Genomic DNA, 12,923 nt, shown 5'->3' on the forward strand with positions numbered 1-12,923 from the left:
CAGGGGTGAACATTCATGCACAGGTCATAGGGCTGCAAGCGTCTGTTGCCGAGAAGGTCCTCGGCCAGGCGGACACCATTGCGCACATCGTCCTGGCCCTGCTTGCCAACGGCCACGTGCTGCTGGAAAGCCTGCCGGGGCTGGCCAAGACACGCACGGTCAAGGCACTGGCCACTCACCTGGATGCGCAAATGCGCCGCATCCAGTTCACCCCCGACCTGTTGCCCTCGGACGTGACCGGTGGCGAGATTCTGCAACAGAGCAGCGAAGGCAACAGCATAAAGTTCCAGCCTGGCCCGCTGTTTGGCAATGTGATCCTGGCCGACGAGATCAACCGGGCGCCGGCCAAGGTCCAGGCGGCGCTGCTGGAGGCAATGGAGGAACGCCAGATCACCGTGGCCGGGCGCAGCTATCCGATGCCGGGACTGTTCATGGTGCTGGCGACCCAGAACCCGATCGAGCAGGAAGGCACCTACCCGTTGCCCGAAGCGCAGATGGACCGTTTCCTCATGAAGCTGCAGCTCGACTACCCGCAGCCTGAGGACGAGGCCCAGGTGTTGCGCTTGGTGCGCGGTGAAGACCAGGCCGCTGGCAGCGCAGCCCCAGAGCCGACGCGCCTGGCCCAGGAGGTGATCTTCGCGGCCCGCCAGGAGGTGGCGCGGGTGCACGTGTCGCCGGCCATCGACCGCTACCTGATCGACCTGATCAACGCCAGCCGTCACCCCGAAGCCTATGACGCCGATCTCAGACGCTGGATTCGCATCGGTGCCAGCCCCCGTGGCGGCATCAGCCTGGACCGCGTGGCACGCGCCCACGCATGGCTGAACGAGCAGGATTTCGTTTCCCCGGACAACGTGCGTGCCATCGTCCACCCGGTGTTGCGTCACCGCCTGCAGTTGTCCTACGACGCGATCAGCGATGGGGTCGGCGCCGATCAGGTGATCGACCGTTTATTGGACAAAGTCGCTATTGCGACCTGACGGGGCTGTCCATGGCAAGCAACCACGTGACCGCAGATGGCTATGTCTACATTGCGCTCGAGCAACTGATGGCGCTGGAGCCCCGTGCCCGAGGCCTGAGCTTTGTCGCCCGGCAGCCGCTGTCGAGCATCTTGTCGGGCAACCATGGTTCACGTTTGCGCGGGCGCGGGCTGAGTTTCGATGAACTGCGCCACTACCAGCCCGGCGATGACCTGCGCCACCTGGACTGGCGCGCCTCGTTGCGCTTTGGCAAACCCTTCGTGCGAACCTTCAACGAAGAACGCGACCGGCCGACCTTGCTGTTGGTCGACCAGCGCATGAGCATGTATTTCGGTTCGCAGCGCTACTTCAAATCGGTGACTGCCGCGCAGCTGGCGGCCCTGTGCGCCTGGATGGCGTTTCATGCCGGTGATCGCGTCGGCGGCCTGGTGATGGGCAGCGACGGGCTGGCCCAGGTACGCCCCCTGCGCAGCCGCAGCCGGGTACAGGCCCTGTGCGCGGCGGTGACACGGGCCAACCACGGTTTGTCGGCGCTGGGTGAAGACCCGCACAACGATGCGCAATTGGACCAGGCCCTGCGCACCTGCGTGGCGCTTGCCGGCCATGACCATCTGATCTGCATCATCAGTGATTTTGCCGGCGCGAGCCCACAGACCTTGCCATTGCTCCGCCAATTGCGCGAGCACAACGACGTGATCGCCATTCAGGTCTACGACCCGCTTGCCCTGAACGTGCCGGATAAGGGGCACGTGACCATCACCCAGGGCGTTCTGCAGGTCGAGCTGCAAATGGGCCAACGCAAGGTCAACCAGCCCCTGGGCGAGTTTCTGTCCGGACGCTTGCGCGATGTTGCCGAACTGTTGCGGCGCAGCCAGGTACCGTTGCTGATGATCAGCACGGGCCAGGACAGCCTGGAGCAGTTGCGCAAGGAGCTGGGCCGCCTGGCCCAGGTGATGCAATGACGACCCCCGTGCAACCGGCCATCGACCAGCTTCAGGAGCTGGCGAGCGGCGCGCCGCCGTTCAGCTATTGGCCGCAGACCTGGGCCTGGGGCGCGGTGCTGGTGGTGCTGGTGCTCAGCCTGGGGGCCTGGGGCGCCTGGCGCTGGCGCCAGTGGCGGCGCGACCGCTACCGTCGCCAGGCGCTGCTGCGCCTCGATCAGTTACGCGCAATGCCTGCCGAGAAACGCCTGGCGGCCTTGCGCGAGTTGCCCGAACTGCTCAAGCGCGTGGCGCTGTCGATGCCTGGCGCCCCCCCGGTGGCCAGCCTTGGCGGGGCGTCCTGGCAGACGTTTCTCGCCGCCCATGCGCCGCACCCGCTGCCAGCCGGCTTTGCCTTTGATCTGCAGCAGGTCGCCTACGCGCCGGACGCCCAGTTGCAGGCGCTGGATGAAGCGGCGGTGGCTGCGTTGTTCACTACCAGCCGGCGCTGGATCGAGACCCACCATGTGGCGGTTTGAGTACCCGTGGGTGTTCCTCCTGCTACCGCTGGCGTGGGCGGTTTACCGCTGGGCACGGCCCTATCATGAAGCCCGCAGCGCCCTGCGCGTGCCGTTCTTCTCGGCCATGAGCCGGGCGCTGGGCAAACGTCCTGAAAGCAGCGGGGCACTGTCTGCGGGGTGGCAATTGCCGCTCAACCTGTTGGTCTTTGCCCTGCTGGTGGTCGCCTGTGCACGGCCGGTGCTGGTCGAGCGGCCGATTACCCATCAGCAACCGACCCGCGACCTGATGCTCGCCCTCGACATCTCGCAATCCATGCAGGCCCGCGACTACACCAGCGCCGATGGCCAGCGCAGTGACCGGTTGACAGCCGTCAAGGCAGTGGTGCGCGACTTTATCGCCCGGCGCAAGGACGATCGTATTGGCTTGATCCTGTTCGGCACCGGCGCCTATCCGCAAGCACCCTTGACCCTTGACCACGCCAGCCTGCTGTTGTTGCTGGACGAGGCGGGGATTGGCATGGCCGGCCCCAACACCGCATTGGGTGACGCCATCGGCCTGACCATCAAGTTGCTGGCGGGGGCCAAGGAGCGGGAGAAAGTGCTGATCCTGCTCACGGACGGCAATGACACCGGCAGCGCTATCACTCCTGAGCACGCGGCGCGGCTCGCCCGCCAGCATGGCATCGTGGTGCACACCATTGGCATTGGCGACCCCGAGGCCAGCGGCGAGGACAAGGTCGACCTGCAAACCCTGGAAAGTATCGCCCGCACCACCGGGGGACGCTTTTGGCGCGCCGACGACAGCAACAGCCTGCAAGCCGTTTACCTGACCCTTGATCGCATCACCCCGCACGCGGTGACCACCCTCAGCCACCAACCACGGCGCGACCTGTTCTACTGGCCTCTGGGCGCTGCACTGTTGGCGTTGCTCGCCGGCCAGGCCCTGGCCTGGCTGCTGGCACAACGCGCTTCGGCGACGGAGCCCTGAACATGGACATCGACCTCAGCGCTGTACACTTTCTACGTCCCTGGTGGTTGTTGCTGCTGCTGCCGGGTGTGCTGCTGCCACTGGCCTGGTTGCGCCGGCATGACCTGAAGCGGCAACTGACCGGCATTATTGCCCCGCACTTGGTCGAGCACCTGGTAATCCGCCCCGAGGATACCCAGCGCTTGCGCCCGGCTCACCTGCTCGGCGCCGTGCTGGTTATCGGCGGGTTGGCTGCAGCAGGGCCGACCTGGACCCAGGATCTGCCGGACTTTGTCGACAACCGCGCAGCGCTGATCCTGGCCGTGGACTTGTCGCCCAGCATGGACGCCGATGATGTCCCGCCCAGCCGCCTGACTGCCGTGCGGCATACCTTGCATGACCTGGTCCAACGCCGCGCCGGGGCACGTACGGCGCTGATCGCCTATGCCGGCAGTGCCCACCTGGTGTTGCCCGCCACCGACGATCCGGACCTGCTCGACACCTTCATCCAGGCACTGAGCACCGACCTGATTGCCCAGCCTGGCAAGGACGTGCTCGCGGTGGTGGGTATTGCGCGCAAGCTGCTGGAGGCTGAAAACACCCCGGGCACCTTGGTGTTGCTCACTGACGGCGCCGACCCCGGCCAGTTCGATGCCCTGGGCCAGCGCCTGACCGACAGCGACCTGCAAGTGCTGGTGCTGGCCGTCGGCAGCCAGGACACCGGAGTGCTGCACGATGCCAAGGGCATGCCGCGCCTGGATACCGAAGGGCGCCCGGTACAGGGCCGCTTCGATGCCGGCGCGCTCAAGGGCCTTGCCGCAGCGAGTGATGCGCCGCTGGGCAGCCTGACCTTGAACGATGATGACCTGGACTGGATCGAGCTGCATGCCCAGCAGCATTTCCAGGCGGCCCAGGGCGATGGCGCAAGCGTGCACTGGAAGGATGCCGGCTACTGGCTGTGCTGGCCGCTGGTGCTGCTGGCGCTTTACTGCGTGCGCCGCGGCTGGCGGGTCAACTGGCTGGCCGGCGTGCTCGCGGTGACCCTGCTGGGCAGCTTGCCCGCGCCTGCGCGAGCCAGCAGCCTGGCCGATGCCTTCTTTACCGCTGACCAGCAAGGGCGCTGGGCGTTCGAGCAGGGCCGCTACGGGCAAGCCGCTGCGCGCTTCGAAGACCCTTACTGGAAAGGGGTGGCCGCTTATCAGGCGTCTGACTACCCGTTGGCGCTGGCGAGCCTTGCCCGGTTGGACACAGCCTCGGCGTGGTTCTATCAGGGCAACAGCTACGTGCGCCTGTTCAAGTTCACCCAGGCGATCAGCGCCTACCGCCAGGCACTGCGCCTGCAACCGCAATTCGCCGAGGCCACGGCCAACCTGGCGCTGGCTCAGGCGCTGCTCAAGGACTACCAGGCCCAGCAGCAGGACAACCCCGAGCTCAAGCCCGACAAGGTGATTGAAGACCAGACGCCGGTCGAGGGCGGAAAATCCCAAGCTCAACCCACGCCTGTGGCAGCCTCCGATCAGGTATGGCTGGAAAACCTGGGCACTTCACCGGCGCAGTTCCTCAAACGCAAGTTCCAACTACAGCAGGCAGGGGAGGGTCAACGATGAAACCGCTGCTGGCCGCTCTGCTGGTCTGCCTGTCGCCCCTGGCGCTGGCTGGCGATCCCCAGGTGCGGGTGGAGCAGCGACTGGTGCCGGATACCCCGGTCCTGGTCGGGGCCACCGTCAGCCTTGAAGTCGATCTACTGGTGGACACCTGGTTCACCGACGCGCCGGTGTTACCCACCCTGGAACTGCCTGATGCGGTGGTCGGGCCGCCCGGTGGCGAGGCCCAGCACCTGAACCAGGACATCGCCGGCAAGCGCTTCTTCGGCTTGCGCTACCGCTACCAGATCATCCCGCAGGTGGCCCGGCGCTTCGAGATCCCGGCGCTGGCTTTCAAGGTCACGCCGGGGCAGGGCAGCGGCGCGCTGATGGTCAGCAGCCAGCCCTTGGCATTCCAGGCGCGGGGTGGTGCGGGCAATGCGGGTGAGGCGCAACCGGTCGCGCGAACCCTGACCTTGACCCAAGACATCCAGCGCTCGCACACACCGCTACGGGCCGGCGACAGCATTACCCGCCGGCTGCGCATCGAAGCGCCCGGGGCGCAGGCCATGCTCTTGCAGGCGCCGGAGCTGGCCGAGGTCGAGGGACTCAAGCGTTACGTGCAAGCGCCCAGGGTCAAGCCTCTGAGCGATGGCCGCGGAGGCACCCTGGGCGGCGAGCGCGAGGACACGGTGAGTTATGTGATCGGCGCTGCCGGCCATTACCGCTTGCCGGCGATCGTCTATTCCTGGCGCGATGCGGCAAGTGGCGAGGTGCATCAGGTCCGGGTGCCTGCGGTCGATTTTGACGCGGGTGCACTGAGTTACCAGGCACCGTTCTCCATCAGCGAAGACCTGCGCGCCCTGGGCCACCAGGCCAGGATCAGGGTCGGCGAGCGCTGGTTGCTGCTGGGTGGATGCCTGCTGGCTTTTGCGGCGCTGGCATGGCTGGTGCGGGCCAAGCTGGTCGCGCTCTGGCGGCAATTCCAGCGTTGGCGGGCACGCCGGCAACAAGCCTGGCACGACTCACCGGCCTATGCCTGGAAACTGGCCCGGCGCCAATGTGGCCAGCAACCGGCTCGGCTCGATGCCCTGTACTTGTGGGCGCGCCGCAGCAGTGGCAGGTACACGCTTGCGTCGGTGCGCACGCAATTATCCGGCGCAGCCGAGAATCGTTTGCTAGCCTTCTTCAAGTCCCGATACGGCAACGATCCCGCGCCTGGGCTCGTCACCATCACCTTGCAACGCTTGCCGCCACCTGGGCAGCGCCGGCAGATGGTCGCGGCCCATCACGGTCTCAAGCCACTGAACCCTTGATCTAAGCAAGTGGGCAAACGCCAGATGGCAAGGACGGTCCCATGGGTCAGCGTTTTGTTCAAAGCAGTCTCCTGCGAGTGCTGCTGTACCTGCTATTGCTGGCACCTGTGCTGGCGCATGCGGCAGATGCGCTACCGTCCTGGCGTGACGAGCCTTCGCGCCAAGCGATCGAGGCCTTCGTCAGCGCCGTGACCCGCGAAGGCAGCCCGGACTACCGCAAGCCTGCCGAGCGTATTGCCGTGTTCGACAACGACGGCACCCTGTGGAGCGAGCAACCGCTGTATTTCGAGCTGCTGTTTTCCATGGCCGAGGTCAAGCGCCTGGCCCCCGAGCATCCCGAGTGGAAGGCCCAGCAGCCGTTCAAGGCGGTGCTCGAGGACGACCATAAGGCCCTGGCCGAGCAAGGCATGGACGGCATGCTCAAGATCGTCGCCGCCACCCACGCCGGCATCAGCACCGAGGACTTCCTGGCCCGTAGCCGCAGCTGGCTGGCCAGTGCCCGGCATCCGAAGACCGGCAGGCCTTACACCGAAATGGTCTTCCAGCCAATGCTCGAACTGCTCGATTACCTGCGCAGCAATGGCTTTCGTACCTATATTGTCTCCGGCGGCGAGGTCGCCTTCATGCGCGCCTTTGCCGAGGAAGTCTATGGCATCCCGCCTGAGCAGGTGATCGGTACCACCCTGGCTGCCGAGTACCAGGACAACGGTGGCAAACCGATCATCGAGCGGTTGGCAAAACTTGCGCACAACGACGACGGCCCCGGCAAGCCGGTGAGCATCGAGGCGGTGATTGGTCGCCGGCCGCTGCTGGCCTTCGGCAACTCCGACGGTGACCTGCAGATGCTGCAATGGACCATGGCCGGTGAAGGGCGGCGCTTCGCCGCGCTGGTGCACCACACCGATGGCCAGCGCGAGTGGGCCTATGATCGCAACAGTAACGTAGGGCGCCTGGACAAGGCGCTGGATATCGCTCGCCAACAGGGTTGGACAGTGGTGGACATGGCCAAAGAATGGCGCCGTGTCTATCCCTTCGACAAGCAGTAACAGCCACACCGAAACCGCAGAGCACTGGGTCCCAGCCAGCAGTCGGAATCAAGCGTGCACGGAGTCGCGGACCTTGCGACAGTAACGTGAACGGAGAGCAACGTCATGAAGTCCAGTAGAACGTGGTTGTCGGCAGTCGCGCTCGCGACCTCGGCGACCCTGGCTGCCGGCATTGCCGGCGCGGCCGAGAAGCCGAACATCCTGGTGATCTTTGGCGACGATATCGGCCAGACCAACATCAGCGCCTATTCCAAGGGCGTGGTCGGCTACCAGACACCGAACATCGATCGGATTGCCAAGGAAGGCATGATGTTCACCGATTACTATGCCGAAAACAGTTGCACGGCCGGACGCTCGACGTTCATCACCGGGCAGGTGGCCAAGCGTACCGGGTTGTCCAAGGTCGGCATGCCGGGGGTCCCGGTAGGCTTGCAGGCGCGTGATGTCACCATTGCCCAGGCCCTGAAAGCGCAGGGTTATGCCACCGGGCAGTTCGGCAAGAACCACTTGGGCGACCGCGACGAGTACCTGCCGACCAACCATGGCTTTGACGAGTTCTTCGGCAACCTCTACCACCTCAACGCCGAAGAGGAACCGGAGCGCCCATACTGGCCCAAGGACGACCCGGAGTTCCTCAAGTCGACCACGCCCCGGGGGGTAATCAAATCCAGTGCCGACGGCAAGATCGAGGACACCGGTGCGCTCAACAGCAAGCGTATGGAAACCATCGATGACGAAACCACCCAGGCCGCGATCAACTTCATCGAGAAGCAGGCCAAGGCCGACAAGCCGTTCTTTGTCTGGATGAACACCACGCGCATGCACGCCTTTACCCACGTGCGTGAGTCGATGCGCGGGCAGAGCGGCATGCTCGGCAACGAATACGCCGACGGCATGCTGGAGCACGACGGCGACATCGGCAAGCTGCTCAAGACCCTCGATGACCTGAAGATCACCGACAACACCATCGTCGTCTACACCACCGACAACGGCCCTAACCAGTGGTCCTGGCCGGACGCGGCGACGACGCCGTTTCGCAACGAGAAAAACTCCAACTGGGAAGGCGCCTACCGGGTCCCCGCCATGGTTCGCTGGCCGGGCAAGATCAAGGCCGATACGGTGAGCACGCAGATGTTCTCCGGGCTGGACTGGTTCCCGACCTTGCTCGCCGTTGCCGGTGACACCGATATCAAGGAGCGCCTGCTCAAGGGCGCCGATGTCGGCGGCAAGAACTTCAAGGTGCACCTGGATGGCTACAACCAGCTGGACTACCTGACGGGCAAGGCCAACAAGAGCGCACGTAGCGAGTTCTACTACTTCAACGATGACGCTGAACTGGTGGCCATACGCTTCAACGACTGGAAGGTGGTGTATTGCGAACAGCGCGCACCGGGTGGCTTCCCGGTCTGGAGCGAACCGTTCACCTGCCTGCGCGCGCCCAAGCTGTTCAACTTGCGCATGGACCCGTACGAGCGTGCAGACATAGTTTCGGACCAGTACTACGACTGGCTGACGAAGAACGACTACCTGTTCTTCCAGGGCACCCAGAAGGCCGCCACGTTTCTTCAGACCTTCATCGAGTACCCACCCAGCCAGCGTCCCGCGAGCTTCAGCATCGACCAGATCGAGTCTGACGTGAACAAGAAGATCGAAGAAAAAATGAAAGCCAAGTAACGGCATGACCCGCGTCCGCCTACGGGCGGACGCCCTTTTTTCACACCTCGCCCAGGTATCGACAATGGCTTCAGCCGCCAGGCCCAGCGCTGCGAATGCTGCGTGTAGCACCGACTCCCCGGCACGCCTGGCGCTGTGGCTGCCCGCCGCCTTGTTGCTGCTGTCGGGCGCTGCGGCGCTGGTTTATCAGGTGTTGTGGATCAAGCAGCTGTCGCTGGTGGTGGGCGTGGAAGTACACGCGGTGACTGCCGGTATCAGTGCGTTTTTTGCCGGGCTCGCCTTGGGCGGGTTGCTCTTCGGGCGCTGGGCTGATCGCCTGCGCAGGCCGGTTCGCCTGTATGCGATGCTGGAACTGGCGGTGGCATTGCTCGGTGTTGGCAGCACCCTGGCCCTGGCGGCTTGCGCGCCACTGTTTGCTCGCATGGAAGCCGCCAGCGGCTGGCTGGCCTGGTGCTTGCCGTTTGCCCTGGTGGGGTTTCCCGCGCTGTTGATGGGCGGCACCCTGCCGGTGCTGGTAAGGGCCCTGGCCCCGGGCGACGGCCAACTGGCGCAGGCCAGCGGGCGGTTGTATGCGGCCAATACCGCCGGGGCCATTGTCGGCACCTTGCTCAGCGCTTTTGTGCTGTTGCCGCAGTTGGGGGTGACCGGCAGCGCCTTGGCCGCCGCCGCAATGAACTTGCTGGCCGGGTTGGGCGCCTGGCTGGCCCGGCGCAACGACCAGGTCGCGGTGCGCACAGTTGCGCCGACAGCCCGCGCGCGTACACCCCAGGCGCGCCTGGCCATTGCCCTGTACTGCCTCGCCGGTGGCGTAGCTCTTGGGTACGAGCTGGTCTGGAGCCAGTCGATCGTGCAATTCATGAGCACCCGCGCCTATGCCTTTGCTGTGGTCCTGGCCACTTATCTGTGCGGCCTGGTTGTCGGTAGTGCCCTTTATGCGCGGCGCGCCGACCGCTTGCGCGACCCCTGGGGCCTGTTTGGCGTGCTGATCGCCTGCGCAGGGCTGCTGGCACTGTTACAGGTCGCGGGCCTGGGGCGCTGGCTGGTGCTGGCCCAGACCCAGGCGGAGTTGATCGTTGTGCAGGCCACCGGCAATGAACTGGCCGGCATGTGCGCGCGTTTCGCCACGGCGACCCTGAGCATGGTGTTCCTGCCTACCGTGCTGCTGGGCGCGGCGTTCCCGCTGGCGATCCGGCTGGGGGTGGATGGCGCCCATGTCGGCCGTGACGTTGGCCGGGTGGTGGCGCTCAATACCCTGGGTGGTATCGCCGGTGTTGCGCTGACGGGTTTCGTGCTGGTGCCGGGGCTCGGCCTGGTGCGCACCCTGGCGCTGCTGGCCGGGCTTGCGGCGCTGATCGGTCTGCTGGCGGTATGGCGCGGTCACGGCGTGAGGCGTGGGGCGCAGGTAGCGGTGGTGGCCGTGGCGCTGGCCAGCGCCTTGACCGGTATCCTCACACCGCCCCAGCGCCTGGCCGAACTGCTGCCCGGGGCCCGCAATGGTGCACTGACCTATTACCGCGAAGGCAAGGGCGGTACCGTGGCGGTTGTCCGCCAGCAACGCCAGGGCCAAGCCTTCAACCGTCTGTATATCCAGGGTGTATCCAACACCGGCGATGCTATGCCGTCTTTGCGCTATATGCGCCTGCAGGCGTTGCTGCCGTTGTTGATCCATGCCGGCGAGCCGCGTTCGGCACTGGTGATCGGCTTTGGTACCGGGATCACGGCGGGCGCCATGCTGCGTTACCAGGGCCTGGAACGCCCGGTGGTGGCCGAGCTGTTGCCCGAGGTGCTGGAGGCCGCGCCGCTGTTCAAGGGTAATTTCGATGCTGTGCACGACCCGCGCCTGGACATCCGCCTGCGTGATGGCCGCCGCGAACTGTTGCGCAGCGCCGAGCGCTATGACCTGATCACCCTGGAGCCACCACCACCGTCTGCCGCTGGGGTGGTCAACCTGTACTCACGGGATTTCTACCAGTTGGCCGCGCAGCGCCTGCAACCTGCCGGGCTGGTGGCGCAGTGGTTGCCGCTGCCGACCCAGAACGACCAGGACAGCCGCTCGCTGGTGCGCAGCTTTATCGACGTGTTTCCCCATGCGTCGCTGTGGACCACGGAATTCCACGAGATGTTGCTGATCGGTTCGCTGCAACCCTTGCAACTGGATGTACCACGCATCGCCCGGCGGTTTTCCCAGCCGGCCGTGGCCTCGGCGCTGGCCGAGGTGGGGGTGGATTCGGTGCAAGCCTTGCTGGCCACCTGGGTCACCGACCGCACAGGGCTTGAGCACTACGCCGGCACTGCAGCACCGGTGACCGACGATCAGCCGCGCATCGAGTACTCGGCGTGGGTGCGGCCGGGGGAAATTACCCGGGTACTGCCAACCTTGCTGGCATTGCGTCAGGCGCCGCCACTGCTGAGCGCCGACCCTGGCGTTGCGGGGGCGGTGAATGATCAGTGGCTGACCTTGCAGCGCTTTTACAGCCTGAGCCTGCACGCCTATAACGGTAACCGCCAGGCCTGGGCACGCGAGGCCGGAGCGCTGCAGCGCAGTGACGGCAACAACCCCTATTTTCGCTGGTTCCTCGGTAACCCGCAGCCCTGATCAGAAGCGCCAGGTGGCGCCACCACCAAGAATGTGCAGCGCCGCATCACGGTAGGTTCCAGACAGCGTCGTGCCGGAGCGCGCCTTGGTCTGCGCGACGTCCATGTCGCCCAGCCAGACCAGGGTGTAGGCCATATGCAGGTCCAGCCCCTCGCGCAGTTGGTAGTTGACTCCGGCCGCCAGGCGCCAGGTCGCGGCCATCGGGTTGTCGACGGTACGGTCGCTGTCGTCCACTGCCGAGGTGTCGTAGCCGACCCCGGCGCTCCAGCGCAGGCGCGGTGTGGCCTGGTACTGCGCACCGAGGGAGGCGTGCCAGGTGTCCTTGTAGTGGCGGTCGACGCTGCGGCTGACGTTGCCAAGTGAATCGGCATCGACCTCCACGCCAATATCGCCGAACTCGCTCCAGTCCTGCCAACCGAGGCTGGCCAGCAGTTTCCATTGTGGGTCAAGGTCATGGGCAACGCTCAGCAGCACGGTTTGCGGGACGTTCATGTCCAGCTCCAGGCTGTTGACGTCCAACTGGCGCAAGGCCAGGTTGAGCAGCGGGTTGCTGATGTCGCTCAGGTGCGGTTTGTCCTCGAACTCGAGCTTGACCTTGCTGGTGTAGGCCAGGCCCAACTGGGTGGCCGGTGACAGGCGATAGTGCAGGCCCAGGTTGACGCCGACGCCGACGTCGGTGTCCTTGTACTCGAGCTGGCCGTCTGGCCGCTCGGTGAGGCCGAGCAGGTTGTTGTTGACCGCCATTTCGGTGCGGTAGTAGCCGTAGAGAATGCGCGGGCCGATGCCGAACGAAAGATCGTCGGTGATCTTGTAGGCGATCGTCGGTTGCAAAGACACACCAATCACCGCTGCTTCCTGGGTGAAATAACGCCCGGCCCAGTCATCGTCGTAGTCCAATGCCAGGCCAAAGTTGCCGTACATGCCAAAGCCGATGGCGGTGCGTTCGTCGAGCCGGTGGCTGATGAACAGGCTCGCGCCGGGCAGGTACTGCAGGGCATTGCCACCTTCGTTGCCGTCGAACTGATTGGTGCTGTCGCGAGAAAAGCCAATGTCGCCGAGAATCAGCTGGCCGTTGGCGCTGATCTGGGTGCCTGCCAGCTGGGTCAGGCCTGCCGGGTTGCTCATCAGCACGCTGGGGTCAGTGGCAAGGGCTGCGGCGCCGGCGTTGGCCAGGCCATTACCTTCCTGGCCAGCCTCGTAGATGAGGATGCCACCGGCCCAGGCGTTGCCGGTGAATACAGCCCCGCACAACAGCAGCGAGGGGAGTGTACGGGCAGGAAGGCGAGCGTGTCGGTTCATTGTGACGTCCCGGATGAGTGA

The 12,923-nt window shown here is 65.3% G+C and carries 10 protein-coding genes; 9 read left to right on the plus strand and 1 reads right to left on the minus strand.

The genetic code is table 11. From position 1 onward, the window contains the following. The first annotated feature begins 5 nt into the window (after positions 1 to 5). The 9 genes from M5G17_RS09420 (at position 6) to M5G17_RS09460 (ending at position 11,603) form a co-directional block, all read left to right on the plus strand. Entirely contained in the window at positions 6 to 980 is a 975-nt protein-coding gene (locus M5G17_RS09420; RefSeq protein WP_273892661.1) for an AAA family ATPase, read from the plus strand. 11 nt (positions 981 to 991) lie between these two features. After that, positions 992 to 1,942: a DUF58 domain-containing protein gene (locus tag M5G17_RS09425; protein WP_273892662.1), complete on the plus strand. Its 951-nt coding sequence runs from the start codon at positions 992 to 994 to the stop codon at positions 1,940 to 1,942. Then, positions 1,939 to 2,439 (plus strand): DUF4381 domain-containing protein, encoded by a 501-nt coding sequence (locus M5G17_RS09430; RefSeq protein ID WP_273892663.1) that lies wholly within the window; start codon positions 1,939 to 1,941, stop codon positions 2,437 to 2,439. Before M5G17_RS09425 ends, M5G17_RS09430 begins: the two co-directional genes overlap by 4 nt. Then, the gene (locus tag M5G17_RS09435; protein ID WP_273892665.1) at positions 2,426 to 3,409 is read left to right on the plus strand and encodes a vWA domain-containing protein; all 984 of its coding nucleotides are present in this window, start codon (positions 2,426 to 2,428) and stop codon (positions 3,407 to 3,409) included. The genes M5G17_RS09430 and M5G17_RS09435 overlap by 14 nt, the downstream gene beginning before the upstream one ends. Before the next feature lie 2 nt (positions 3,410 to 3,411). Next, positions 3,412 to 4,995 carry a VWA domain-containing protein gene (locus M5G17_RS09440; RefSeq protein WP_273892666.1) on the plus strand — a complete coding sequence of 528 codons (1,584 nt, stop codon included), beginning with the start codon at positions 3,412 to 3,414 and terminating at the stop codon, positions 4,993 to 4,995. Continuing rightward, entirely contained in the window at positions 4,992 to 6,287 is a 1,296-nt protein-coding gene (locus M5G17_RS09445) for a hypothetical protein (RefSeq protein WP_273892667.1), read from the plus strand. The genes M5G17_RS09440 and M5G17_RS09445 overlap by 4 nt, the downstream gene beginning before the upstream one ends. A 41-nt stretch (positions 6,288 to 6,328) precedes the next feature. Then, entirely contained in the window at positions 6,329 to 7,333 is a 1,005-nt protein-coding gene (locus tag M5G17_RS09450) for an HAD family hydrolase (RefSeq protein WP_273892668.1), read from the plus strand. Positions 7,334 to 7,438: 105 nt separating this feature from the next. Continuing rightward, positions 7,439 to 9,007, plus strand: coding sequence for an arylsulfatase (locus M5G17_RS09455; RefSeq protein ID WP_273892669.1), 1,569 nt, complete (start codon positions 7,439 to 7,441; stop codon positions 9,005 to 9,007). A 64-nt stretch (positions 9,008 to 9,071) separates the two neighbouring features. Next, positions 9,072 to 11,603, plus strand: coding sequence for a fused MFS/spermidine synthase (locus tag M5G17_RS09460; protein ID WP_273892670.1), 2,532 nt, complete (start codon positions 9,072 to 9,074; stop codon positions 11,601 to 11,603). Here M5G17_RS09460 and M5G17_RS09465 read toward each other — a convergent pair whose 3' ends face one another. Further along, on the minus strand, positions 11,604 to 12,902 hold the full coding sequence (locus M5G17_RS09465) for an OmpP1/FadL family transporter (protein ID WP_273892671.1): 1,299 nt from the start codon (positions 12,900 to 12,902) through the stop codon (positions 11,604 to 11,606). It lies immediately after the preceding gene. Between the last annotated feature and the right edge of the window lie 21 nt (positions 12,903 to 12,923).

The sequence above is a fragment of the Pseudomonas rubra genome (assembly GCF_028656935.1).
Taxonomy (GTDB): Bacteria; Pseudomonadota; Gammaproteobacteria; order Pseudomonadales; family Pseudomonadaceae; genus Aquipseudomonas; species Aquipseudomonas rubra.